The organism is Sphingopyxis sp. CCNWLW2, from assembly GCF_037095755.1.
Classification (GTDB): domain Bacteria; phylum Pseudomonadota; class Alphaproteobacteria; order Sphingomonadales; family Sphingomonadaceae; genus Sphingopyxis.
This window is the reverse complement of record NZ_JBAWKJ010000002.1, coordinates 301,908-325,189: the sequence shown is the minus strand read 5'-3', so window position 1 is coordinate 325,189 and position 23,282 is coordinate 301,908. Positions and strand designations below refer to the sequence as shown.

General features: G+C 64.5%; 21 protein-coding genes and 1 tRNA gene. 13 read left to right on the top strand and 9 right to left on the bottom strand.

The features are described 5' to 3' along the window. Positions 1-48: 48 nt before the first annotated feature. Positions 49-978 carry a DMT family transporter gene (locus V8J55_RS12640; RefSeq protein WP_336446003.1) on the top strand — a complete coding sequence of 310 codons (930 nt, stop codon included), beginning with the start codon at positions 49-51 and terminating at the stop codon, positions 976-978. On the opposite strand, the gene V8J55_RS12635 is transcribed toward V8J55_RS12640, so the two are convergent. The 4 genes from V8J55_RS12635 to V8J55_RS12620 form a co-directional block, all read right to left on the bottom strand. Then, complete coding sequence (locus tag V8J55_RS12635) at positions 962-2,233, bottom strand: MFS transporter (RefSeq protein WP_336446872.1); 1,272 nt, start codon at positions 2,231-2,233, stop codon at positions 962-964. The genes V8J55_RS12640 and V8J55_RS12635 overlap by 17 nt on opposite strands. A gap of 79 nt (positions 2,234-2,312) precedes the next feature. After that, on the bottom strand, positions 2,313-2,879 hold the full coding sequence (locus V8J55_RS12630; protein WP_336446002.1) for a septal ring lytic transglycosylase RlpA family protein: 567 nt from the start codon (positions 2,877-2,879) through the stop codon (positions 2,313-2,315). A 69-nt stretch (positions 2,880-2,948) separates the two neighbouring features. Beyond that, complete coding sequence (gene map, locus V8J55_RS12625; protein WP_336446001.1) at positions 2,949-3,728, bottom strand: type I methionyl aminopeptidase; 780 nt, start codon at positions 3,726-3,728, stop codon at positions 2,949-2,951. Between the two features lies 1 nt (position 3,729). Beyond that, positions 3,730-3,936 (bottom strand): ParD-like family protein, encoded by a 207-nt coding sequence (locus tag V8J55_RS12620; RefSeq protein ID WP_336446000.1) that lies wholly within the window; start codon positions 3,934-3,936, stop codon positions 3,730-3,732. 132 nt (positions 3,937-4,068) lie between these two features. On the opposite strand from V8J55_RS12620, the gene V8J55_RS12615 reads away from it, so the two are divergent. The 4 genes from V8J55_RS12615 (at position 4,069) to V8J55_RS12600 (ending at position 9,505) form a co-directional block, all read left to right on the top strand. After that, positions 4,069-4,953: a Rossmann-like and DUF2520 domain-containing protein gene (locus V8J55_RS12615; protein ID WP_336445999.1), complete on the top strand. Its 885-nt coding sequence runs from the start codon at positions 4,069-4,071 to the stop codon at positions 4,951-4,953. 10 nt (positions 4,954-4,963) lie between these two features. Next, the gene (locus V8J55_RS12610; RefSeq protein WP_336445997.1) at positions 4,964-7,276 is read left to right on the top strand and encodes an ATP-dependent helicase; all 2,313 of its coding nucleotides are present in this window, start codon (positions 4,964-4,966) and stop codon (positions 7,274-7,276) included. 74 nt (positions 7,277-7,350) lie between these two features. Next, complete coding sequence (locus tag V8J55_RS12605; RefSeq protein ID WP_336445996.1) at positions 7,351-8,244, top strand: DUF4349 domain-containing protein; 894 nt, start codon at positions 7,351-7,353, stop codon at positions 8,242-8,244. Between the two features lie 97 nt (positions 8,245-8,341). After that, a complete protein-coding gene (locus V8J55_RS12600; RefSeq protein ID WP_336445995.1) occupies positions 8,342-9,505 on the top strand; it encodes an acyl-CoA dehydrogenase family protein in 1,164 nt (387 codons plus the stop codon). A gap of 17 nt (positions 9,506-9,522) precedes the next feature. Here the strand turns inward: V8J55_RS12600 and V8J55_RS12595 are convergent. Continuing rightward, positions 9,523-9,598 (bottom strand) — tRNA-Ala (locus V8J55_RS12595). A 97-nt stretch (positions 9,599-9,695) separates the two neighbouring features. Between V8J55_RS12595 and V8J55_RS12590 the strand changes: the two genes are divergently transcribed. Further along, on the top strand, positions 9,696-10,712 hold the full coding sequence (locus tag V8J55_RS12590) for an NADP-dependent oxidoreductase (RefSeq protein WP_336445994.1): 1,017 nt from the start codon (positions 9,696-9,698) through the stop codon (positions 10,710-10,712). Positions 10,713-10,736: 24 nt separating this feature from the next. Here V8J55_RS12590 and V8J55_RS12585 read toward each other — a convergent pair whose 3' ends face one another. Both V8J55_RS12585 and V8J55_RS12580 read right to left on the bottom strand, forming a co-directional pair. Then, positions 10,737-12,131, bottom strand: coding sequence for a DEAD/DEAH box helicase (locus V8J55_RS12585; RefSeq protein WP_336445993.1), 1,395 nt, complete (start codon positions 12,129-12,131; stop codon positions 10,737-10,739). Between the two features lie 114 nt (positions 12,132-12,245). Next, positions 12,246-12,770: a hypothetical protein gene (locus tag V8J55_RS12580; protein ID WP_336445992.1), complete on the bottom strand. Its 525-nt coding sequence runs from the start codon at positions 12,768-12,770 to the stop codon at positions 12,246-12,248. A gap of 188 nt (positions 12,771-12,958) precedes the next feature. Between V8J55_RS12580 and V8J55_RS12575 the strand changes: the two genes are divergently transcribed. Continuing rightward, entirely contained in the window at positions 12,959-14,383 is a 1,425-nt protein-coding gene (locus V8J55_RS12575) for an FAD-binding oxidoreductase (protein WP_336445991.1), read from the top strand. Positions 14,384-14,513: 130 nt separating this feature from the next. Then, on the top strand, positions 14,514-15,293 hold the full coding sequence (locus tag V8J55_RS12570; RefSeq protein WP_336445990.1) for a SapC family protein: 780 nt from the start codon (positions 14,514-14,516) through the stop codon (positions 15,291-15,293). 97 nt (positions 15,294-15,390) lie between these two features. Here the strand turns inward: V8J55_RS12570 and V8J55_RS12565 are convergent, their stop codons facing one another. Continuing rightward, positions 15,391-15,657, bottom strand: a complete 267-nt coding sequence (locus V8J55_RS12565; RefSeq protein ID WP_336445989.1) for a DUF1674 domain-containing protein — start codon at positions 15,655-15,657, stop codon at positions 15,391-15,393. Between V8J55_RS12565 and V8J55_RS12560 the strand changes: the two genes are divergently transcribed. Beyond that, positions 15,656-16,957 (top strand): RsmB/NOP family class I SAM-dependent RNA methyltransferase, encoded by a 1,302-nt coding sequence (locus tag V8J55_RS12560; protein WP_336445988.1) that lies wholly within the window; start codon positions 15,656-15,658, stop codon positions 16,955-16,957. The genes V8J55_RS12565 and V8J55_RS12560 overlap by 2 nt on opposite strands. 59 nt (positions 16,958-17,016) lie before the next feature. Here the strand turns inward: V8J55_RS12560 and V8J55_RS12555 are convergent, their stop codons facing one another. After that, the gene (locus V8J55_RS12555; protein WP_336445987.1) at positions 17,017-18,738 is read right to left on the bottom strand and encodes a DUF885 domain-containing protein; all 1,722 of its coding nucleotides are present in this window, start codon (positions 18,736-18,738) and stop codon (positions 17,017-17,019) included. Between the two features lie 127 nt (positions 18,739-18,865). Here V8J55_RS12555 and V8J55_RS12550 point away from each other — a divergent pair, with 127 nt between their 5' ends. The 4 genes from V8J55_RS12550 (at position 18,866) to V8J55_RS12535 (ending at position 23,052) form a co-directional block, all read left to right on the top strand. Further along, positions 18,866-20,179 (top strand): MFS transporter, encoded by a 1,314-nt coding sequence (locus tag V8J55_RS12550; RefSeq protein ID WP_336445986.1) that lies wholly within the window; start codon positions 18,866-18,868, stop codon positions 20,177-20,179. Between the two features lie 126 nt (positions 20,180-20,305). Further along, the gene (locus V8J55_RS12545; protein WP_336445985.1) at positions 20,306-20,974 is read left to right on the top strand and encodes an RBBP9/YdeN family alpha/beta hydrolase; all 669 of its coding nucleotides are present in this window, start codon (positions 20,306-20,308) and stop codon (positions 20,972-20,974) included. Beyond that, the gene (gene cysK / locus V8J55_RS12540; protein ID WP_336445984.1) at positions 20,971-21,891 is read left to right on the top strand and encodes a cysteine synthase A; all 921 of its coding nucleotides are present in this window, start codon (positions 20,971-20,973) and stop codon (positions 21,889-21,891) included. The genes V8J55_RS12545 and cysK overlap by 4 nt, the downstream gene beginning before the upstream one ends. Before the next feature lie 9 nt (positions 21,892-21,900). Continuing rightward, positions 21,901-23,052 carry a cell wall hydrolase gene (locus V8J55_RS12535; protein ID WP_336445983.1) on the top strand — a complete coding sequence of 384 codons (1,152 nt, stop codon included), beginning with the start codon at positions 21,901-21,903 and terminating at the stop codon, positions 23,050-23,052. The last annotated feature ends 230 nt before the right edge of the window (positions 23,053-23,282 follow it).

Below are 23,282 nucleotides of genomic sequence, written 5' to 3'. Positions count from 1 at the left end.
GCAAGAAGCGGGATGCTTCGCGATTCGGTTCGCCGCTAGGGCCGCGTCATGACAGCACCGATCAACCTCCGGATGGGCGGTGCCGAATGGGGCATGTTGATCCTGCTCTCAATCCTGTGGGGAGGTTCCTTCTTCTTTCTCGGCGTAGCGTTGAGCGAGGTTCCGCCCTTCACCCTCGTCCTCGCCCGCCTTGGCCTCTCATCGCTGCTGATGCTCGGTTTCATGGCCGTCACGCGCCGCGTTATGCCGCGCCGCGCCGGGCTCTGGTCCGCGCTTTTCCTTCTCGCGCTGCTCAACACCGCGCTCCCTTTCTCGCTTTTCGCCTATGCACAGACCCAGATCGCGAGCGGCCTTGCCTCGATCCTCAACGCGACCACCCCGCTCTGGGGCGTGATCGTCGCGCATCTTTTCACCCCCGACGAAAAGGCCACGCCCGCGAAACTCGTGGGGGTCGGCGCGGGCATCGCCGGGGTCGCAGTGATGATCGGCGGCGGCGCGCTGTCGGGGATCGGCGCCAGCTTCTCCGCACAACTGGCCTGCCTTGGCGCGACCTTCTGCTACGCGCTCGCCGGGGTCTACGGCCGCCGGTTCCGCGCCTGGGGTGTCGGCCCGCTCGACGTCGCGACGGGGCAGCTTGCCGCGGGCACGCTTCTCATTTTGCCGGTCGCGCTGTTCGTCGATGCCCCCTGGCGGCTTGCACTTCCCGGCACGACCACGCTCTTCGCAATCGGCGGGCTCGCGCTGCTTTCGACAACGGTCGCCTATTTCCTCTATTTCAGTCTGATCGCGCGCGCCGGTGCGACCAACGCGCTGCTCGTCACGCTCCTCATTCCGGTAACCGCAATCCTGCTCGGCACCCTGCTGCTCGGCGAAGTGCTACTGCCGCGGCACTGGGTCGGTATGGCGCTGATCGCCGCCGGGCTCGTTGCGATCGACGGCCGTCTCGTTGACCGTTTTCGCGTCAGGCATCCCGCCTGATCCCCTGTCGCCGGACCATCAGCAGACCCAGCCAGCTCACCACGCCCGCGATCGCAAGATAGAAGCCTACGGTCCCCGTCCCGCCCCATTCGGCGAGCGCCTGCGCGATGATCGGCGCCATCGCGCCGCCCAATATCCCGCCCGCGTTGAACGCGACCGATGCGCCCGTATAGCGGACATGCACAGGGAACAGGCCGGTCAGCCAGCTGCCGAGCGGGCCGTAAACGAGCCCCATCACAAAGAGCGCCGTCGCGAGACCAAGGAAGATGAGCAGCCAGCTTCCCGACGCCAGCGCCGGCCCGAACACAAACCCGACAAGCACCGTCGCGCCGCAGCCCCAGGTCAATACGCGCTGTTCGCTCGACGCGTCGCTGACATAGCCTGCGAAAATGATTCCCACCGCCATGAACAGGATCGCGCCGAGCTGGATCAGCAGGAACTGCTCCTTGGGATATCCAAGCGCCTGCGTCCCGTGCCCGAGCGCGAAGCTCGTCGCGAGATAGAAGATCGCGAAACATGCGACGACCGCGAACGTCCCCGCGAGCGTCGCAACCAGATGATGGCGGAACAGATCACCGATCGGCACCGCGACCGGCGCGTCCGTCTCCAGCGCCTCGGCGAAGTCCGGCGTCTCGGTGATCTTGAGCCGCACCCATAGCCCCAGCCCGACGAGCACCGCCGACAGCAGGAACGGAATGCGCCAGCCCCACGCGGCGAAATCGGCGTCGCTGAGGCCCAGCCCCAGTAGCAGGAACAGCCCGTTCGCCGCGATGAAACCGACCGGCGCGCCGAGCTGCGGGAACATGCCGAAGCGCGATTTCCATCCCGGCGGCGCATTCTCGACCGCGAGCAACGCCGCCCCGCCCCACTCGCCGCCGAGCCCGAACCCCTGCCCAAAGCGCAGGATGCAGAGCAAGAGCGGCGCAACCCAGCCGACCATCGCATAGGTCGGCAGAAAGGCGATCAGCAAAGTCGAGGCGCCCATCAGCATCAGCGAAGCGACGAGCGTCGACTTGCGCCCGATCCGGTCACCATAATGGCCGAAGACGATCGCCCCGACCGGCCGCGCAAAGAAGGCGAGCCCGAACGTCATGAAGCTGTACATCAGCTGCGCCGATGCGGACTCGGCCGGAAAGAAGAGCGGCCCGAACACGAGCGCGGCCGCAGTGCCGTAAATATAGAAATCATAGAATTCGACCGCGGTGCCGACGAGGCTTGCGGCCAAGATGCGGCGATGCGCGCGATAGGGTGCCAGATCCAAGGTGAACGCCTTTCAATATCGGCGCCGCTTTGAACGCGTTCCCCGGTCCGGCGCAAGCCGGAATGCGCCTCGCTCAGCGCCCTCTCGCCGGAAGCTGCCCGCGGAGCTGTTGCAGCTCCTGCCCCGACAAAGGCCGGAGCCCCGCGGCGGGCTTGCCCTCGCGAAGCCGTTTGCGGTCCTTTTCTGACGGTTCGACCCGGCGTACGCGCACCGGGGCATGGCCCCGTGCTTTGATACCGAGCTCTTCGGCCGCGCCGCGCGACAGGTCGATGATCCGGCCCAGCGCAAAGGGTCCGCGATCGTTGACGCGCACGATGACGCGGCGCCCTGTGTCCAGCGCGGTCACCTCGACATAGGTCGGCAAAGGCAGCGTCGTGTGTGCCGCGGTAATCCAGCCCGGACGGAATTGCTCGCCATTGGCGGTGCGGTTGCCGGACTCGCTCCCGTACCAGCTGGCATAGCCGACCGCGTCATAGGCCGGGGCGGCGGCGGGCACATAGGTCGTGCCACGGATCGAATAGGCTGGCCCGATCCGGACCGGCGCGTCGGCCACGGGCCGGAACTTGCCGCCGGCACAGGCGGAAAGAACCAGGATCGCCGCGGCGGCGCTCGCCAGCCGGATTGTGGGATATGCGTGCATCGCACGACCGTAGATGCAGAGAATGTCGAGATAAAGTCCCGACCGTCGCTAGAGGACGCTCGTGGGATATTACCCCCGCCGTTCCAGCATCGGCGTCTCGTCGCGGCGCAGCGTCAGGACCTCGACGCCACTGCTCGTCACCGCGACCGTATGTTCGAATTGCGCGGAGAGTTTCCGGTCGTTGGTCACGACGGTCCATCCGTCGCGTGCCGTCGTGACCTTGCGGGTGCCCTGGTTCACCATCGGCTCGATGGTAAAGACCATGCCCTCGCGCAGCTTCAGGCCCGTTCCCGGCCTTCCGTAATTCAGCACCTGCGGCTCCTCGTGCATCTCGCGACCGATGCCGTGCCCGCAATATTCTCGCACGACCGAATAGCCGTTCTTTTTGGCATGCCGCTCGATCGCGAAGCCGATGTCCCCCAGATACGCCCCGGGGCGCACCTGACCGATGCCCTTCCACATGGCCTCCTGCGCGACGCGCGCCAGCCATCTCGCCGCCGGCGGAACATCGCCCACCAGATAGGTCTTGCTCGAATCGGCGATAAAGCCGTTCTTTTCGAGTGTGATGTCGAGGTTGATGATGTCGCCGTCGCGGATGATCTCGTCCGGATCGGGCACGCCGTGACAGACGACATGGTTGATCGAGCAGTTCAGGACATATTTGAAGCCATACTGCCCCTTGCTTGCCGGACGCGCGGCAAGGTCCACGCTGATGAAGCGATCGACGAGCTCGTTGACCTGCATCGTCGACATGCCGGTCAGGTCCAGCCCGTCCAGCATTTCGAAAACCGACGCCAGCAGCTTGCCCGATACGCGCATCAGCGCCAGTTCGTCCGGGGTCTTGACCATGTCAGGCGGCGGCCGCATCCGCGAGGCGCAACTGCGCCGCAACGAGTTGCGACTGCACGATATCGTTGAAGGACAGCGTCGGATTGGCTTCGGCCAGCATACCGATCTTCATCCAGAACTCGGCCTGCGCATTGATCGACCGGCACATCACCGTGCTGGCGCGCCGCGCTTCCTCATGCAGGTCGTCGTCGATTTTCACAATGCCCACGGGCTTCTCTTCCAGTTGATTGATATACGAATCATATATGTTTCGTATGCGATTCGGTCAATCGAAAGCCGTGACAAAAAATGCCCGTTCGCCGCATTGGCGAAACCGCCGCCGACACGTTACAGCGCTGGCATGGACAATCCCCCATCCCGCCAGTTCGGTATCATCGGCGCGGGCCGCGTCGCGCAGGCGCTCGCCATCGCGTTCGCAGCGCATTCGGCCGCCCCGCCGCTGCTCTGGAGCCGCTCCCCCGAACATACACGCGCTGCCGCGGCGCGGGTCGGCTGTGCCGACGTCGCCGCGGGCGCCGATCGCGTGATGGCCGCGTGCGACATCATCGCTATCGCGGTGTCGGACGACGCCTTGGCAGAGGTTGCCTCTGGCATGAGAAAGATGCTGCCGACGGACCGCACACCCTTCGTCTTCCACGTCAGCGGGCGCAGCGGCGCGGCGATTCTCGAACCGGTCCGCGCGGCGGGCGGGCTGACGGCTGCGGTGCATCCCGCGATGACCTTCACCGGACACCCCGAAAGCGAGGCCCGGCGCATGGCCGGGGCACGGTTCGCGATTACCGGCTCGACGCCCGAAGCCACCGGCCAGGCCAAACAAATTGTCGGCCTGTTGAACGGCGTCGCCGTCGAAATCGCCGAGGAACGGCGCGCGCTCTATCACGCCGCATTGTGCCATGCGTCGAACCATCTGGTGACGCTGATCGCCAGTGCATCGGACGCGCTGGCCGACGCCGGGGTCGACGATCCGGCGGCGCTGCTCGCTCCGCTTGTCCGGGCAGCGCTGGAAAACAGTCTCGATCAGGGTTTTGAAGGTTTATCGGGGCCGTTGCTGCGCGGCGACGACCGGACGATCGGCGGCCATATCGACGCGCTCGCCGCCTATTCGCCGAAGCTTCTGCCCGCCTATCGCGCAATGGCGCTCGCGACGGTCGACGAGTTGAAGCGCACCGGAACCGGCGTTTCCTCCCGCCTCACCGCACTGGACAGCCTGCTCGCTGTTCCCTAATCGTTCGCGCGTGAACGATACCCCTGCCTCCCTGCCCGACCTGCCCCCGCCCAGCCCCTCGGACCCGCCTTATCTGCAAGGGCTAAACGGCCCGCAGCGACAAGCCGTGCTCACCACCGAGGGCCCAGTGCTGATGCTTGCCGGCGCGGGAACGGGCAAGACCGCGGCGCTGACCGCGCGCCTCGCGCACATCATGGCGACGCGGCGCGCCTGGCCGTCCGAAATCCTTGCGGTGACCTTCACCAACAAGGCGGCGCGCGAGATGCGCGAGCGGATCGGACGGATGGTCGGCGACGTCGTCGAGGGCATGCCCTGGCTCGGCACCTTCCACAGCATCGCGGCCAAGATGCTGCGCCGCCACGCCGAGCTTGTCGGGCTGCAGAGCAATTTCACCATCCTCGACACCGACGACCAGCTCCGCGTCCTCAAGCAATTGATCCAGGCCGAGGGGCTCGACGAGAAGCGCTGGCCCGCGCGCCAGCTTGCCGGGCTCATCGACAAATGGAAGAACCGCGGGCTCGTTCCTGCCGATCTCGACGCCGCCGACAAGGAATCCTATGCCGACGGCAAGGGCCAGCATTTCTACGCGCTGTATCAGGCACGGCTGAAGACGCTTAACGCCTGCGATTTCGGCGACCTGCTGCTCCATATGCTGGTGATCCTGAAGACCCACCGCGACGTGCTCGCGCAATATCAGGACCGCTTCAAATATATCCTCGTCGACGAATATCAGGACACCAACGCCAGCCAATATCTCTGGCTTCGCCTGCTCGCGCAGCAACGGAAGAATATCTGCTGCGTCGGCGACGACGACCAGTCGATCTATTCGTGGCGCGGTGCCGAGGTCGCGAACATCCTGCGCTTCGAAAAGGATTTTCCCGGCGCGACCGTCATCCGCCTCGAACAGAATTATCGCTCGACGCCGCAGATTCTTGCCGCCGCGTCAGCGCTAATCGCGCAGAATTCGGGCCGCCTCGGCAAGACGCTGTGGACCGACCTCGAACCCGGCGACAAACTCCGCGTCGTCGGGGTGTGGGATGGCCCCGAGGAAGCACGGCGGATCGGCGAGGAGCTGGAGACGCTCCAGCGCCGACGTGTCTCGCTCGACCGCGCCGCGATCCTCGTGCGCGCGCAGTTCCAGACGCGCGAGTTCGAGGACCGCTTTATCGCAATAGGCATGCCGTACCGGATCGTCGGCGGGTTCCGCTTCTATGAGCGCGCTGAAATCCGCGACGCCCTCGCCTATCTTCGCCTCGTCCAGTCGAGCGCCGACGATCTCGCGTTCGAGCGGATCATCAACACGCCGAAGCGCGGGCTCGGCGACAAGGCGCTCGCACGCATCCACCAGTTCGCGCGCCACGAGGGCACGCCGCTCCTTCATGCCGCTTCGCGCATCACCGAAACCGACGAGCTGACGCCGCAGGCACGCCGCCAGCTCGTGAGTTTCGTCGCGCAGATGCGGGGTTGGCAGGCAAAGGCAAACGAGCTGTCGCATCCCGAGCTCACCCAGCTGATCCTCGACGAATCGGGTTACACCGCGATGCTTCAGGCCGACCGCAGCGTCGAGGCCGCAGGCCGGCTTGAGAACCTCTCCGAACTCGTCCGCGCGATGGAGGAATATGAATCGCTCGAGGCGTTCCTCGAACATGTCAGCCTCGTCATGGACCGCGACAACAACGACACCACCGAAACCGTGACGATCATGACGATACACGCCGCCAAGGGGCTTGAGTTCGACCATGTCTTCCTTGCCGGATGGGAGGATGGCGTCTTCCCGTCGCAACGCTCGATGGACGAAGGTGGCACGCAAAGCCTCGAAGAGGAGCGCCGCCTCGCCTATGTCGCGATCACGCGGGCGCGCGAGCGCGCGAGCATTTATCACGCCGCCAACCGGCGCATCTATGGCCAGTGGGTGAGCAGCATCCCCAGCCGCTTCATCGCCGAAATCCCGCCCGAACATGTCGACAGCGAAAACAGCTTCGGCGGCGGGCAAAGCCTGTGGCGTGCGAACTGGTCGGCGCAGGGCGATCCCTTCGCGCATGTCGCAGAACGACAGACGGCGCGGACGATGACGCGCGGTCCGGCGTGGCAGCGCGCGGTCGCCTCATCATCGACCGTCACGCGCGCGCCTGCGCCCAGCGAAAAGGGGCCCGCCGCATCGGTAGGCGCCAAGGCACGCGCTGACCTCGCGATCGGAATGCGCGTATTTCACGAGAAGTTCGGCTATGGCGGCATCACCGACATCGACGGCAACAAGCTGGAAGTCGAGTTCGAACAAGCGGGCACCAAGAGGGTATTGGACAGCTTCGTCAAGCTCGCCTGATTTTTATTGTCAACTATATCAGTTATGTTATGCCGTCTCCTGCGGCCAACGAGTCGCGTTTTGGGAGAATCTGCATGCGAAATAAGCTCTTAGCGGGCGCGATGGCGCTCGTCCTGGTCGGCTGCTCGGAAAAGGCGGCCGAAGATGCTGCGACACCCGATACCCCCACCGCCGAAGCCGTTACCGAAGAAACCTCCGCCGACGCCGCAGCCGCGCCCCGGATCGGCATCGAAGCCGCGCCCGGCGTCGCCTTCGACTATTCCTATGTCTTTCGCCTCGCTGACGACCGTATTTCCAAAGTTCAGGAGGAACATGCCGCCGCCTGCGAAACGCTCGGCATCCAGCGCTGCCGCATCGTCGACGTCCGCTACCAGCTGACCGCCGAAAAGCTCGTCGAGGCGCAGACCCAGTTCAAGCTCGACCCCGCCATCGCGCGCAGGTTCGGCGCCACTGCGATCGCCAGTGTCGAAAAGGCCGAGGGCGTGCTTGCCGACGCCAGCGTCGCAGGCGAGGATGTCGGGACCGAAATCCTCGCTTCGCAGCAACGCAGCGCCGGCTCCGAAGCCGAAATCGCGCGGCTCGAGGAGCGGCTAAAGTCGGGCGGGCTCGATAAGCGCGAGCGTGCCGAATTGCTGGCACAGATCAGCCAGCTCCGCGGTGAGATTGGCAACGAACGCCAAAGTCGCCGCGCCGGCGAAGCGCGCATCGCCTGGACCAACGTCGCGTTCAACTATGTCAGCAACGGCGGATTGCCGGGCATCGGGCATGAAAACCCCTTCGCCAACGCTGGCGAGACGCTGATGCGCAGCGGCAGCACTGCGTTGACCTTCGTCCTGACCCTCGGCGCAGCGTTGCTGCCATGGGGCGTCCTCGCGGCGCTTTTCTTCGCCTTCTGGCGCAGCCGCTTCATGGTCGCGGTTCGCCGGCAGCTCCGCGAGAAGCCCGGCGCAAGCGACCCCGCCGGCTGATCCCGCCGGGGCGTTGCTTGCAAAGGTCCGGCCCAGCGCTATGTCTGGGCCGGACACGCAGAAACGCGACGCGGCAGCGAAAAGGGACAGGACGATAATGGCCAATAAGGGAATGGACGCAGACATCTACGAAGCCTTCATCGAACAGCTGCAGCGCTATGTCCGCGAGCGGCTGATCCCCGCCGAGGATCAGCTCGAAGAGCTCGGCCGCGTTCCCGACGATATCCTTGCGGAAATGCGCGACATGGGCCTGTTCGGCGTCACGATGCCCGAGGAATATGGCGGCGCCGGCATGAACGTCAGCCAATATGTCGGCTTTATCCGCGAGATCGCCTACGCCTCTCCCGCCTATCGCTCGATCATCTCGATCAACATCGGCATGGTCTGCAAATCGCTCGTCGGGTTCGGCACCGCGCAGCAGAAGGAACATTGGCTGCCCAGGCTCGCGGCCGGAGAAATCGCGGCATTCGGCCTCACCGAACCCGATAGCGGATCGGACAGCGCCGCGATGAAGACCCGCGCCGTGCGCGATGGCAACGGTTATGTCCTTAACGGCACGAAACGCTACATCACAAACGCCCCCTTCGCCGACGTCATCCTCGTCATGGCGCGCACCAATGCCGAGGCACTACCCAAGAACGCGCATGTCAGCGCCTTCATGGTCCCACGTGACGCGCCCGGCGTGTCTATCGGCAAGCCCGACGGCAAGATGGGCCAGGCCGGGTCGCAAATCGCCGACGTCATCCTCGAGGATGTGCACGTCGATGGCGACGCGCTGCTCGGCGGCGAGGAAGGCATCGGGTTCCGCGCCGCGATGCAGAGCCTCGACAACGGGCGATTGTCGGTCGCCGCCGCCAGCGTCGGCTATGCGAAGCGCATGCTCGACGCCGGCCTGAAATATGCAATGGAGCGCAAGGCGTTCGGCGAGCCTATCGCCAATTTCCAGCTGATCCAGGCGATGCTCGCCGACAGCAAGGCCGAGATATATGCCGCCGAATGCATGCTCGCCGATGCCTGCGCGCGCGCCGATCGCGGCGAGAAAATCCTCGTCGAGGCGGCGGCGACCAAGATGTTTGCCAGCGAAATGTGCGGCCGCGTCGCCGACCGCGTCGTGCAGATCCACGGCGGCGCCGGCTATCTCAAGGAATATCTGGCCGAACGCTTCTATCGCGACTGCCGCATTTACCGCATTTATGAAGGGACGACGCAGATCCAGCAGCTAGTGATCGCGAAGAATATGATTCGTGATTTTGTGGGCTGATCGGTCGGAAAGGTCGCTGGTGGAGCCGAGGGGAATCGAACCCCTGACCTCTGCAGTGCGATTGCAGCGCTCTCCCATCTGAGCTACGGCCCCGCGACCGGCAGGGTCTTAACGACGCTGATTGGTGGTGGCAACGGCTTTTCCGACGATTGCTACCGTCGCCGGTGAAATTAGGAATGGGGGGATTCCGATGGCCAAGGCATGGCATTTGACCAGTCGTCCGCAGGGGCTGCCGACGATCGACAATTTCGCGTTGCGCGAGGTGCCCGACGCGCCGCTCGAAAAGGATCAGCTCCGCATCCGCAATCTCTGGCTGTCGGTCGATCCGTACATGCGCGGGCGGATGAACGACGCCAAAAGCTATGCCGCCAGCTTCCAGATCGACCAGCCGATGACCGGCGGGGCGATCGGCGAAGTCATCGAAAGCGGGATGGAGGGCTTCGCTCCGGGCGACCTGATCCTCCACATGGGCGGTTGGCGCGACGGCGGCGTCATCGGTCTCGACATGATGCCCAACAAGCTGCCCGGCGACATGCTGGCCGCGGGCCTGACGCCGCAAACCTTCCTGCATAATATGGGCCTGACCGGCGGAACCGCATGGATCGGCGTGCTCCGCGTCGCGGCGGCGAAGCCCGGCGATACAATATTCGTCTCGGCCGCCGCGGGTGCGGTCGGTTCGGCGGTCGTTCAAATCGCCAAGGCGCGCGAAATGACGGTGATCGGCTCGGCGGGCGGCGCGGACAAATGCGCCTGGGTCGACGACCTCGGCGCCGACGCGACGATCGATTACAAGGCGGGGCCGGTGCTCCCGCAGCTCGCCGCCGCGCTCGAACGCCTCGGCAAGCCGGGCATCGACGTCTATTTCGACAATGTCGGCGGCGAACATCTCGATGCCGCCTTTGCCACCGCGAATGATTTCGCGCGCTTCGCGATCTGCGGCATGATCGACGTCTATAACGACGCGAAGCCGCAGGAGATGAAATATATCATCCGCTCGATCCCGGCGCGAATTCGCATGGAAGGCTTTATCTACACCGACCAGTTCATCGACTGCATGGAAGAATTCCACGCCGACATGGGCGGCCTGATCGCCAGCGGAGCCGTAACGATGCGCGAAACCGTGCACGACGGGTTGGCGGCGGCGCCCGATGCCTTCCTCGGCCTGTTCGCAGGCAGCAATATGGGAAAGATGCTGGTCAGGATCTGACCAGCAACCACTTTCCGCCCGGCGTCAGCTGTCGAAACCGACCGACAGGAATCCCGGCATCGGGCCGTTCCAGCCATCATCGGGGCCGTCCAGATCATCCTGCCTGGTGTGCGACGGCTTGCGATCGCTCCGCGGTTTCCGGTCTTCGCGCGGCTTCGCGGGCTGCGCTTCGGCGGCCGGAACCGGACGCGCGGGTGCCTTCTCGGGCTTCGCAGCAGCTTTGCTGCGTCCACCGCGCGAACGTCCGCGCCGCGGTTCGCCTTCTTCTTCGTCGCGGTCGGGCTTGGCGACATCGGCCGCCGGCGCGCCGGCCGCGTGAATCGGAATCTTGTAGCCGGTCAGCTTCTGGATATTATCGATCGCCTCGTCATCCGACGACGTGACCAGCGTGAACGCGCGCCCCTTTGCGCCGGCACGGCCGGTGCGGCCAATGCGGTGGACATAATCGTCGGGGTGCCATGGCGCGTCAAAATTGAACACATGGCTGACGCCCTTGACGTCGAGGCCGCGCGCCGCGACGTCCGACGCCACCAATATGTTGATCGTGCCGGCCTTGAAACGGTCGAGCTCGGCGATACGACTCGATTGATCCATGTCGCCGTGGATCTCACCCGCCTTGTAGCGGTAACGCTGGAGCGATTTCGCGAGTTCGCGCACCGTCGTCTTGCGATTGCAGAAGATGATCGCGGTGGCGATATCTTCGGCATCGAGCAGGTCGCGCAGCGTGTCGCGCTTGCTGCGTTCCGATGTCTTGACCAGGAACTGCTCGATATTCTCGTTCCGGCTCGCGGGGCGCGCAACCTCGATCGTCTTCGGGTTCGACAGGAATTTGTCGGCCAGCTTCTTGATCGGCGGCGGCATCGTTGCCGAGAACAACAGCGTCTGCCGAGTCGCCGGCAGCTTGGTGCAGATATTCTCGATGTCCGGAATGAAGCCCATATCGAGCATCCGGTCGGCCTCGTCGATGACGAGCAGGTTGCAACCGGTCAGCAAAATCTTGCCGCGCTCGAACAGATCCATCAGACGGCCCGGCGTCGCGATCAGCACGTCGACACCCTTTTCGAGCGCCTTGACCTGATCCCCCATCTGGACGCCGCCGATCAGCAGCGCCATCGATAGCTTGTGATACTTGCCGTATTTTTCAAAGTTTTCAGCGACCTGCGCCGCGAGCTCGCGTGTCGGTGCGAGGATTAGCGAGCGTGGCATCAGCGCGCGGGCGCGACCGTGGGCAAGGATGTCGATCATCGGCAGCACGAAGGATGCGGTCTTGCCGGTGCCCGTCTGGGCGATGCCGATGATGTCGCGCATCATCAGGACCGACGGAATGACGCCCGCCTGGATCGGGGTCGCTTCGTTATAGCCCGACTCATCAATGGCGCGCAAAAGTTCGTCGGAAAGGCCGATGTCGGCAAATTTCATAAGATCATCATGTCCGGAAAAGAGTTGGCGCCCTGCCTCCCACGCAGGCGGACGTTGCCGCGGCCATTGGGCAAATGGCGAGGAAAAGTCAAGGAAAGGCCGCGATAAACGCGATTAATCGTCGTCGCGGACCGGAACCATCAGCTTGAACTTGTCGATCTCGCACTTTGCGCCGGTCCGGGCGTGGATCTGGTCACGATCCTCGCACAGCTTTCCGTCCTTGCTGCCCTGCATGTAAAAGCCAGCGTAAAAATCGAGCGCGCGGCAACCGCGGTTGAGCTGCGCGCGCAGCCGCTGCTTCTGCCGCGTGATGATATCGATGCTGTCGCGCTGGACCGCCTGCATTCCCAATATATTGCGCATAGCGACGCATTTTGGCGCCTTTTTCTCTTTCCAGACGACCGGCAGTTCGGTCGCGCGCCTGGACGCCGAAGGGCCCGCGGCGAAATTGTTGATCTGCGAACGCTGGGCCGGGACACGGATGATCAGCTGTTGTTCGATCACCACCTGCCAAAAGGACGAAGCCTGTTCGGGCATCGGTGCGGAAATTGCGACCAACGGCTCCGGTGCTGCAACGGGCACCGCCGCGTCCGCCGCGGGCGCCGCGGCCACGAACCACAGGAATGCCGCCGTCAGCACAGCTCCGCCGCCGCTCCTTTGGCGTCCTGACCGAAGATTTCGCTCACTTATGGCTCCCGCGTCCATGCCCGCTGGACGAAATGATACTATTCGTCCATCGCCCTATTTAACAAGGATGATTGAACATCAAATGAACTGCTGTCACCCCTGCCCGCTTGTGAGGCAGGAAATTTCCGGAGTGGACCGGCATGACGCGCCCGCCATCTGAATCTTTGCTCGACGCACTCGCAAATTTGCTCGGCCCCAGGGGCTATAGCGACGACCCGGATGCGATGGCGCCCTGGCTGACCGACTGGCGCGGCAAATATCACGGCCGCGCCGCCGCGATGCTGTCGCCCGCGACCACCGACGAAGTCGCCTCCATCGTGCGACTGTGCGCCAAGACCGACGTCGCGCTGGTCCCCCAGGGCGGCAACAGCGGCATGGTTGGCGGCGCTACACCCGATCCCAGCGGCAATCAGCTTCTGCTCAGCCTGCGGCGCATGAATCGGATACGCCATATCGACGAGGCGGGGCAGCTCGCCGTCGCCGAGGCCGGCGTGATCCTGGAGAATTTCCACAACGCCGTGCTCGCACACGGGCTCCGCTTTCCGCTCACCCTGGGGGGCAAGGGGTCGGCGACGATCGGCGGGTTGGTGTCGACCAACGCCGGCGGCACGCAGGTGCTGCGCCACGGGTCGATGCGCGCGCTGGTAGCAGGTATCGAAGCCGTTCTGCCCGACGGCAGCATTTTCGATGGGCTGGCCCCGCTCAAGAAGGATAATCGCGGCTACGACCTGCGGCATCTGTTTTGCGGTGCCGAAGGCACGCTGGGGATCGTTACCGCCGCGTCGCTGCGTCTCGTTCCCGCGGCTGCAGCGCGGCGGACGGCGTGGATCGGGATCGATTCGCCCGAAAGCGCGCTGCTGCTGCTGCGCCGTGTCGATGCCGCAATCGGGCGCGAACTCGAAGGATTCGAGCTGATCCCGCACGCCTGCCTCGACGCCGTGCTGCGCCATATTCCACAGACGCGCGCACCGCTTGCGACCGCGCAGCCTTGGTATGTCCTGCTCGAACTCGCCGGCGAAAGCGATCAAACCTTGGGCGAAGCCTTGGAACGGCAACTCGCGGCGGCGCTCGACGCCGGACTGATCCGCGATGTCGTGATCGCCAAAAGCGACCGCGAAAGTGAAGATTTCTGGCGCCTGCGCGATTCCATCTCGGAAGCGGAACGGGCAGATGGGCCAGCGTTGCAGCATGACGTCAGCGTGCCCGTCGATTTGATGCCCGCTTTCATCGCCAACAATCCGGCGCGATTGGCGCGGGCCTTTCCGGGGGCACGGGCCCTGTCATTCGGGCACCTCGGCGACGGCAACGTCCACCATCATGTTCAGCCGCCCGCCGACGCCGATGGCGCGGCATGGCTCGCCGAGCATGGCACAGCCGTCAGCCGGCTGGTCTATTCACACGTCCTCGAACTCGGCGGATCAATTTCGGCCGAACATGGCATCGGCCAGATGAAGCGCGACATCCTCGCTGAACTGGACAGCCCGGCGCGCCTGGCCGCTCTTCGCGGGGTCAAGGCCGGACTCGATCCGGCAGGCATTTTCAATCCGGGCAAACTGGTCGGCTGACCTCGGCCCGGTCGAGCACGCGGCATATCGCCGCCCCTTATCATCGCCCTCTTGCGCCGCGCGGCGCGGGTCAATAAGGCGCTTTATCCTTTTTCGTCCCGAACTTCGGGACCTTTACCGGAGTTCAAACATGGCCACCGCGCCCGCACCTGCCAATCTGCCCCTGTTCTATAAGGACCTTGCCCCGCTTTCGAGCGTCGAGCATGCCGATTTCCACGCTCGTCCGCTCGACAGCGCCGAATTCCTGGTGGGCCAGCACGCCATCCCGCTGACCTCGGACGAATTCGTGTCGGCCTGCCGTTTCTTCCCGATCGTCTTTTCAGCCGGCGAAAATCCGGTTCCGCTCGCGCTGATGGGTCTGAATGAAGGCATCAACACTTTCGTCGACGACGAAGGCAAGCTGATCAATCCGGTCTATGTCCCGGCCTACATCCGCCGCTACCCCTTCCTCCTTGCGCGGCTCCAGCCCGATTCGGAAGATTTGTCGCTGTGCTTCGACCCGACCTCGGGCGCGATCGGCAAGTTTGACGAGGGCGATGCGCTGTTCGTCGACGGCCAGCCGTCGGAACAGGTTCAGGCCGTGCTCGAATTCTGCAAGAATTTCGAAGAAGCCGGCCAGCGCACCGGCCTGTTCATGGACGAACTGAAGAAGGCCGACCTTCTGATGGACGGCGAAGTCGCCATCCAGCAGGAAGGCAATGACAAGCCCTTTATCTACCGCGGCTTCCAGATGGTCGACGAGAACAAGCTGCGCGAACTGCGCGGTGACGTACTCCGCAAGCTGATGCAGAACGGCATCCTCGCCCTGATCTTCGCGCACCTCTTCTCGCTGCAGCTGATGCGCGAAATCTTCTCCGAACAGGTAAAGAGCGGCAAGATGCCCCTCAACACCGAGCTTCCGACCGTTTAAGCACGAAAAACCGTGGCCGCCCTTGCACTGCGCAGGGGCGGCCATTGAATTCCGGCCCTATCTCCAGATTATCGGCCGAACCGCGGCGTCGTCCCGATCAGAAGTCGACCGCGACCCCCTTCAATTCCCAGTCGCCATAGCGCACAGGGTTGCGCCCGCCGGGTTGGTCCTCGGCCTTGTCCTCGCGGATCGGCTCGGGCGACGGCAACGCGCTGTTCGTCCAGCCTGCGGGAGCTTTCACATGCGCAGGGCGCTTTACAGCGCGAGGCGTTCCGCCGATGGTTCCATTCTGGCTGCTGTCGGTCATGATGCCCGCCTTATAGGATTTTTCATGCGTCACGCCAACCACGCCGTTGCCCATCATGGCTGATCGCCGCCCGCCCCGGCGCCCGCGATCGTCGGGCGGAGCCGATCCCGCAGGCACGGCGACGCGCCGCGCTGCGCTGCGGCTGATCGACGCGATCCTGCGACGCGGCGACCCGCTGGATATCGCAATGCATGCCGCCACCCAGGGACTGAGCGCCACCGACCGCGCCTTCGCGGTGGCGATCGTGTCCGAAACGCTGCGCTGGATGGTCGACCTTGACGCACTGATCGACGGTGCAACGGCACAAATCCTCCCGGATGACGTCAAATCGCGGGCTGTGCTGCGGATAGCGCTGACGCAGTTGCTGGTGCTCAAAAGCCCCGGCCATGCCGTCGTATCGACCGCCTTGCCGCTCGTCGATGGCGGGCCGCGAAGGCTGGTCCACGCCATCCTGTCGCGCGCGCAGCAGGAAGAATGGCAACTTCCCGACCGAGCCACGCTCCCCCTGCCCACCGCCGAACGCTGGGCCGAGCAATGGAGCCTGCCGATGGTCGAGGCCGCCGAAGCGGCCTGGAGCGCGCCGCCGCCCATCGATCTCAGCTTCGCCGCCGAACCGGGCGCAGACGAATGGCCCGACGCCGTTTCGCTCGCGCCGCGCCACCGCCGCCTGCCGCGCGGTCAGGCGGTCGAGACGATGCCCGGCTATCGCGAAGGCGGCTGGTGGGTGCAGGATCTGGCGGCAAGCATTCCCGCGCGCCTGCTCGGCGCCGGCGGAGGCCGAACCGTCCTCGACCTCTGCGCCGCGCCGGGCGGCAAGACGATGCAGCTCGCCGCGGCGGGATGGAATGTCGTTGCGGTCGATTCCAGCGCCAAACGCCTCGAACGGCTGCGCGCCAACATGGAGCGTACCGGCCTGTCGGCGGACGTCGTCCAGGGCGACATCCGGTCGTGGGCGCCCGATGATCAGGCCGACGCGGTGCTGCTCGACGCGCCCTGCTCGGCCACCGGCATCTTCCGCCGTCATCCCGACGTGCTCCACCGCATCGAACCACGGCAGATCACCGAAATGGCCGAGCTTCAGACCGAACTGCTGGCGCGTGCGGCGCGATGGGTCAAACCGGGCGGAACGCTGATCTATGCGACCTGCTCGCTCGAGCAGGCCGAGGGCGAAGATCAGGTATCGACCTTCCTCGATCATCACGCCGGATGGACCGTCGAGCCTGCACGCGCGGATGAATTGCCTGAAGCGATAACACCCGACAGCAAAGGCTTCATCCGCACGCTTCCCGACATGCTCGCAGACGCGGGGGGGCTCGACGGATTCTTCGTCGCGCGGCTGCGCGCACCTTCCAGCTAAACGACACGCGAAAGGGCGGCTCGCCACAAGCCGTGGCGAGCCGCCCTTTGCGGCCTATTTTAGAAGGCTGCCTTCGGCGTCTCTTCCTTCATCATCGCCGCGCGCACCATCGGGATCGGCGGGCCGCCGTACGACAGGAACTCGTCGTGGAACGCCTTCCACTTCGTCTTGTCGCCCTTGGTCCAGTCCTCGCGCAGCTTGCGGATCATCAGCTTGCCCATCGTGTAGTTGAGATAGGCGGGATCATAGGTGCCGCGCGCCGCCTGCTGCCGCGCATTGCCCTCGTCCTGATAGCATTGTTCCTTGAACAGCTTTTCCGAGTCCGCGACGGTCATGCCCTTGGTGTGCAGGCCGATCGCCGACAGGTAACGGCAATCACGCAGCAGCGCGTTCGATAGCTGGCCGATATGCGTCTCGGGATCGCCCTCGCCCAGCCCCGCATCCCACATCATTTCCTCGGTATAATGCGCCCAACCCTCGGCGAACGCATAGCCGACGAACAGCTTGCCGAAGATGCTTTCGGCGCGGTTCGAGTGGAGGAAGTTGAGGAAATGGCCCGGCCACACCTCGTGGACCGAGGTGAACATCAAATCCTTGCGGCCCGGCACGAAATCGGCCTGGGTCTGCTTGTCCCACGCCGGATCGGGCGGCGAGATATAATAGACCGACGGCAAGCCTTTCTCATACGGCCCCGGGATGTCGATATAGGCGCTGTTCTGCCGGTTGTACGGCGGCGATTCCTCGACCTGCGCCTGCTCGATGCCGGGGATCGTCACAATGTCCTTTTCGATCAGGAAGGCGCGGAGCGTGGGCAGCTGGCGCCGCGCCTCGGCGACCGGACCGTCGGCGGGCTTGTCCGAATTCATCTTCTTCATGCAGTCGGCGATCGCCATGCCGGCGGCGTAAGTCGCACAGGCGGCTTTCAGCGCGTCCTGATTGCGCTTGAGGTCGGCCTGCCCAATGCGCTCGAGTTCGTCGAGCGGCGTGTCGACGCCTTCGTTGGTCAGGATCATCTTCGCAAATTTGTCGGCACCCAGCGCATAGCCATCGGGCGTGCCCGGCTGCGATCCGACATATTTGGCAAGATCGGTCATCGCCGCACCGGCCTTCGCAGCGGCCTCGTCGAACTGCTTCTGCAGCGCCTCGTCCTTGACCGAGGCAAAGGCGGCTTTTGCGTCGCCCTTATAATAGTCGGCAAAGCCGCCGAAGCCCGCAGTGCCATATTTGACGAAGGTCGCGGGCAGCGGAAGCTTGAGGTTGGCTTTGATCTGCGCGGCGGCGGCAGGGACCTTTTCGGCATAGGCGATGAACGCCTTCATCCGCGTCGTCGCATCGGTGTAGGGGCGCGCGATATAGACATTGGGGTCGAGTGCGCCGGTGTAGAAGGACGGGTTCTTCTGCGCGAAATCGGTATCGCGGAGGAAAAACAGCTGGCCCTGCGCGACGTGGACCAGATAGTCGCGCTCGAACTTCTCGGCATCGGTCATCTCGCCGTCGAACGCCTTGGCATCGGCGATCGCCTTTTCGAGATAGGCCGCCTGCTTCTCGAGGCCCTCGGGCGACCAGTCGGGCAATTGGCCGTCGAACTCATGTTTGCCCTGATAGACTGCGAAATTCGGATTGAGCGGGAAATAGCCCTTCAGGAAGTTATCGCGAAATTCGGTCCAGTTCTTCGCGCTCGGTACCGTCGCCGACTTGTTGTCGGACGCGTTACACGCGGTGAGAACCAGCAAAGTCGCGGCCATTGCAGCGCCGCCGAAGCGGGCAAATTTGTTTTTCATTCGAGTATCTCCCTGACTCCAGTGTGGCGCTTCTGCCAGCGGCCCCGATCAATGGCATCCGATAATCGACGAACGGCAAAGCCATGCCATCTGGACAGTCCCGAAAAGCGGGCTACGGCGGTCTTCAATGGCGACGATCCCTCCCCCCGAAGGCGAAGAGCCGGTTTTGCCGGAAGCCAAGCCCAAAGCCCCCTCTCCGCTCAGCTTTCCCGATTTTCGCTATTTCTGGCTCGCGCGCTTTACCGCCGTGATGGCCACGATCGCGATGGTCGTGGTCATTGGTGTCCAGCTCTATGACACCGCGCGCACCGACTATGGCATGTCGGTCCACGAAGCTTCGTTCCAGCTGGGCTTGCTAGGCCTCTTCCAGTTCGTTCCACTAGCGGTCCTGACACCCGTAGCTGGATGGGCCGCCGACCGGTTCGAACGCCGCAGCGTTGCGATCTTCTCGAACCTTGTCGACCTTGCGATCGCGGCAACGCTCGGCTGGTTCACCTGGACCGACGGGCTGACCCTTCCCCTGCTGTTCGGCCTAGCAGCCCTGCACGGCGTCGCACGCGTTTTTTCGGGGCCGGCGATGAGCGCGATCGCGCCGAACATCGTGCCTCCCGCAGTCCTGCCGCGCGCGATCGCGATGAGCAGCATCGCCTGGCAATCGGCCTCGGTCATCGGTCCCGCTGTCGGCGGGCTTATCTTTGCCGCGCATCCCGCGTCGGTCTATGTCTTCGCCGTCCTGTTGCTCGCGATCTCGGCCTTCACGGTCAGCCGCATCCGCCCCGTCCTGCCGCCGTCCGCCGAAGTGCGCCGTCACCCGTTGCGCGAAATGGCCGACGGGCTGCGGTTCACGTGGCGCGAACGCTTCCTGCTCGGTACGATCACCCTCGATCTGTTCGCGGTGATCCTTTCGGGCGCGACCGCGCTGTTCCCAGTTTTTGCCCGGGACATCTTTCATACCGGGCCCGACACCGTGGGATTCATGCGTGCAGCGGTCGCGCTGGGGTCGGTGGCGGTCGGCGTCGGCCTTGCGATCCGCCCGATCGAACGCAACGTCGGCGTCAAAATGCTCTGGGCCGTGGCTGCATTCGGCGCGGGGACCGTGGCGTTCGGCCTGTCAACGAACCTCCTGCTGTCGCTGGCCATTCTCGTCGTGATGGGCGCCGCCGACATGTTCTCGGTCTTTGTGCGCGGCACGCTGATCCAGCTTAACACGCCAGATCATATGCGCGGACGCGTCAGCGCGGTTTCGGGTCTCGCGATTTCGGCGTCGAACGAACTTGGCGAAATGCGTGCGGGGTCGATGGCGGCAGCGTTCGGCCCCGTTTCCGCGGTCGTATTCGGCGGCGCCGCGGCAATCGGAGTCACCGCGCTCTGGGCCTGGATATTTCCCGAATTGCGGCGAGCGCGGACGTTCGAGCCGCAATTCAGGCAGACCAACGGATAAGATCAAAACCATTCGCCGCACCTCGCGCTCATTTCGTCAAAAGCATATTGTCAATTTAATCAGTTGAGTTAAATAAGACTCACCCGTCACCGCGGTTTCCCTCTCTCCCCCGATGGAGTGACCGCCATGCACAATTCGAATATCCGCCACAAAATCCTGACCATTCCGGGCCTCTACAACAGTGGCCCGACCCATTGGCAAAGCCTGTGGGAGCGAAGTTTTGCCCGCTGCGAGCGAATCGAACTCGGCAGCTGGGACGCGCCGGTGAAGGACGAATGGGTCGAGAAGATTGCCGCCGCGATCGACGCCGAGCATGAACCCGTCCTCGTCGCGGCACACAGCCTTGGCTGCCATGCCTTTGCCCATTGGTTCGCCGCTGCCAGCAGCGTCGCGCGCGACCGCATCGCCGGCGCGCTGCTCGTCGCGCCGCCCGACCTGACGCAGCTCAGGCGCGACAAGCGGGTCGAAAGCTTCACCGAATCACCCGCACTGTCGTCGCAAACCCCAATGATCGTCGTCGCCAGCGATGACGATCCCTATGCCAAAACCTCCTATGTCTGGCGCCTGTCGCGGCACTGGGATGCGCGGTTCGTCAACGCCGGGCCGTTCGGCCATATCAACGCAGACTCGGGCATCGCCGACTGGCCTTATGGACAGTATCTGCTCGCGTCGTTACAACCCGCGACCACGCCGGCGCTGGCGGACGAGGCACTCTGGCTGCGTGCCGGAGACTGGCCAAATCGTGTCCGCCGCGACCCGCGATTCGAATTCAAGGAAAGAGCGCACCGACCATGAAAGCCAATTCGATCCTCGAGACCATCGGCAACACGCCGCACATCCGTGTCGCCAAGCTGTTCCCCGACGCCGAAGTCTGGGTGAAGTCGGAACGCAGCAATCCCGGTGGATCGATCAAGGATCGAATCGGCCTTGCGATGATCGAAGCCGCCGAGAAGGACGGCAGCCTGAAAGCCGGCGGCACCATCGTCGAGCCGACGTCGGGTAACACCGGCATCGGCCTCGCGATGGCCGCCGCGGTCAAGGGCTACAAGCTCGTGCTCGTCATGCCCGAAAGCATGTCGGTCGAGCGCCGCCGGTTGATGCTCGCCTATGGCGCCACCTTTGACCTGACGCCGCGCGAAAAGGGCATGAAGGGCGCGATCGAGCGCGCCATCGAACTGGTGGAGACGACCCCCGGCGCGTGGATGCCGCAGCAGTTCGAGAATGAAGCCAATATCGACGTCCATGTCCGCACGACGGGCCCCGAAATCCTCGCCGATTTCAAGGATAGCCCGATCGATGTGCTGATCACTGGCGTCGGCACCGGTGGGCACATCACGGGCGTTGCGCAGTTCCTGAAAGGACATTGGCCGAATTTGAAGGTCTATGCGGTCGAGCCCGAAGCCTCGCCGGTCATTTCGGGCGGCCAGCCCGCGCCGCACCCGATCCAGGGCATCGGCGCCGGCTTCATCCCGCGCAACCTGCACACCGACCTGCTCGATGGCGTGATCAAGGTCGATGCCGCCGACGCCAAGACTTTCGCACGCCGCGCCGCGACCGAGGAGGGCATGCTTGTCGGCATCTCGTCGGGTGCGACCCTCGCGGCCATCGCACAGAAGCTCGCCGAACTTCCCGCGGGCAGCCGCGTGCTCGGCTTCAACTATGACACCGGCGAGCGCTACCTGTCGGTTCCCGATTTCCTCCCGGAGATCTGAGGACCGCTCGTGCATCCCCAGGACGATCAAACGGCGTTGCCCTCGCGGCGCGACTGGACGGGCTGGTTGTTCGTCCTGATCGTCGTCGCGGCGGTGGCGGCGGTGATCTATGCGAGTCACTCGACGGGCACGCGAAAGCATGTGACGCACCGGCAGCCGGTGGCGCCGCCCGCCGACATCGTGCCCGAAGTCCAGCCGATGGTACTGGCGCCGGTCACCGAGGACGATGCACGGACGCAGAACGCCGAGGTCGCGCTGGTCACCAAGGGCTTCGTCGCGGCGCGACCGTTCGTTTATGCGGGCGGCGGCGACGCGAAGGCCCGCGCCCGCGACTGCCTTGCCGCCGCGATGGTTTACGAGGCGGGCGACGACGCCAAGGGACAGCAGGCGGTCGGCCAGGTCGTGATCAACCGCGCCCGCCATCCGGCCTTCCCCAAGTCGATCTGCGGCGTCGTATTCCAGGGGTCGGAACGCACGACGGGGTGCCAGTTCACCTTCACCTGCGACGGGGCATTGAGCCGCCGCTATTCGGACGCGGCGTGGCAGCGCGCGCGTAATAATGCCGACATGATGCTGGCGGGTGGAACCTATCCGCCCGTCGGCCTTGCCACCCATTATCACACCGACTGGGTCCGCCCCTATTGGAGCGACAGCCTCGAGAAGATCGCGATCGTCGACACGCACCTCTTTTTCCGCTGGCCGGGTTATTGGGGCACCCCGGGTGCGTTCCGCGGCGCGGTGTCGGGAAGCGACGGTCCGGTGGCGAAGCTCGCGGCGATATCGCCGCTGCACGCGATGGCACTCGGCTTGCCGGTCGAAATGGCGGGCGTCGATGCCAATGCCGCGGTCGGCGAAGCGCGCGTCGTGGCGGGCGCGGGCGAAAGCGCGGGCCGCGATACCATCTATACCCAGCTCGACCGCAAGGCCGCGCCCGAGAGCTTCGTCACCACGGCCCTGCGGCTGTGCGGCGACAAGCCCTATTGCAAGTTCATGGGCTGGACCAACCCGGTACTGAAACCCGACAGCGATGCGATGAGCGACACGCAGCGCGCCGCGATGACCTTCTCCTACCTCCGCGACGACAAGGCCGGGTTCGAAAAGGCGCTGTGGAATTGCAGCGAGTATAAGCGCGACGATGTGCGTCAGTGCATGAAACGCTGATTCAGGAAATGGCGGAATTCCGCCTAACTTCACTCTGAAATCGCACTTCGTTCGGCGATAAAGCCACAAAAGCCCCACATGCACGCATGCGAATTGTGGCCTTTGTGGCTTTAAGCCCGCGCTCCGTTGCGGGTCCCGGCTTTCGCCGGGGAACCAGGTTGAAGAGCAATGATATGATCCGCTGGGCTCCATCCATCAGGATGGAACATAACCCGACATTGTAGGACAGG

Coding starts and splice junctions, on each gene's coding strand:
- V8J55_RS12640 (WP_336446003.1), top strand. CDS start 49: ATGACAGCACCGATCAACCTCCGGATGGGCGGTGCCGAATGGGGCATG.
- V8J55_RS12630 (WP_336446002.1), bottom strand. CDS start 2,879: ATGCACGCATATCCCACAATCCGGCTGGCGAGCGCCGCCGCGGCGATC.
- map (WP_336446001.1), bottom strand. CDS start 3,728: ATGGTCAAGACCCCGGACGAACTGGCGCTGATGCGCGTATCGGGCAAG.
- V8J55_RS12615 (WP_336445999.1), top strand. CDS start 4,069: ATGGACAATCCCCCATCCCGCCAGTTCGGTATCATCGGCGCGGGCCGC.
- V8J55_RS12605 (WP_336445996.1), top strand. CDS start 7,351: ATGCGAAATAAGCTCTTAGCGGGCGCGATGGCGCTCGTCCTGGTCGGC.
- V8J55_RS12600 (WP_336445995.1), top strand. CDS start 8,342: ATGGCCAATAAGGGAATGGACGCAGACATCTACGAAGCCTTCATCGAA.
- V8J55_RS12590 (WP_336445994.1), top strand. CDS start 9,696: ATGGCCAAGGCATGGCATTTGACCAGTCGTCCGCAGGGGCTGCCGACG.
- V8J55_RS12585 (WP_336445993.1), bottom strand. CDS start 12,131: ATGAAATTTGCCGACATCGGCCTTTCCGACGAACTTTTGCGCGCCATT.
- V8J55_RS12575 (WP_336445991.1), top strand. CDS start 12,959: ATGACGCGCCCGCCATCTGAATCTTTGCTCGACGCACTCGCAAATTTG.
- V8J55_RS12570 (WP_336445990.1), top strand. CDS start 14,514: ATGGCCACCGCGCCCGCACCTGCCAATCTGCCCCTGTTCTATAAGGAC.
- V8J55_RS12560 (WP_336445988.1), top strand. CDS start 15,656: ATGGCTGATCGCCGCCCGCCCCGGCGCCCGCGATCGTCGGGCGGAGCC.
- V8J55_RS12565 (WP_336445989.1), bottom strand. CDS start 15,657: ATGATGGGCAACGGCGTGGTTGGCGTGACGCATGAAAAATCCTATAAG.
- V8J55_RS12555 (WP_336445987.1), bottom strand. CDS start 18,738: ATGAAAAACAAATTTGCCCGCTTCGGCGGCGCTGCAATGGCCGCGACT.
- V8J55_RS12550 (WP_336445986.1), top strand. CDS start 18,866: ATGGCGACGATCCCTCCCCCCGAAGGCGAAGAGCCGGTTTTGCCGGAA.
- V8J55_RS12545 (WP_336445985.1), top strand. CDS start 20,306: ATGCACAATTCGAATATCCGCCACAAAATCCTGACCATTCCGGGCCTC.
- cysK (WP_336445984.1), top strand. CDS start 20,971: ATGAAAGCCAATTCGATCCTCGAGACCATCGGCAACACGCCGCACATC.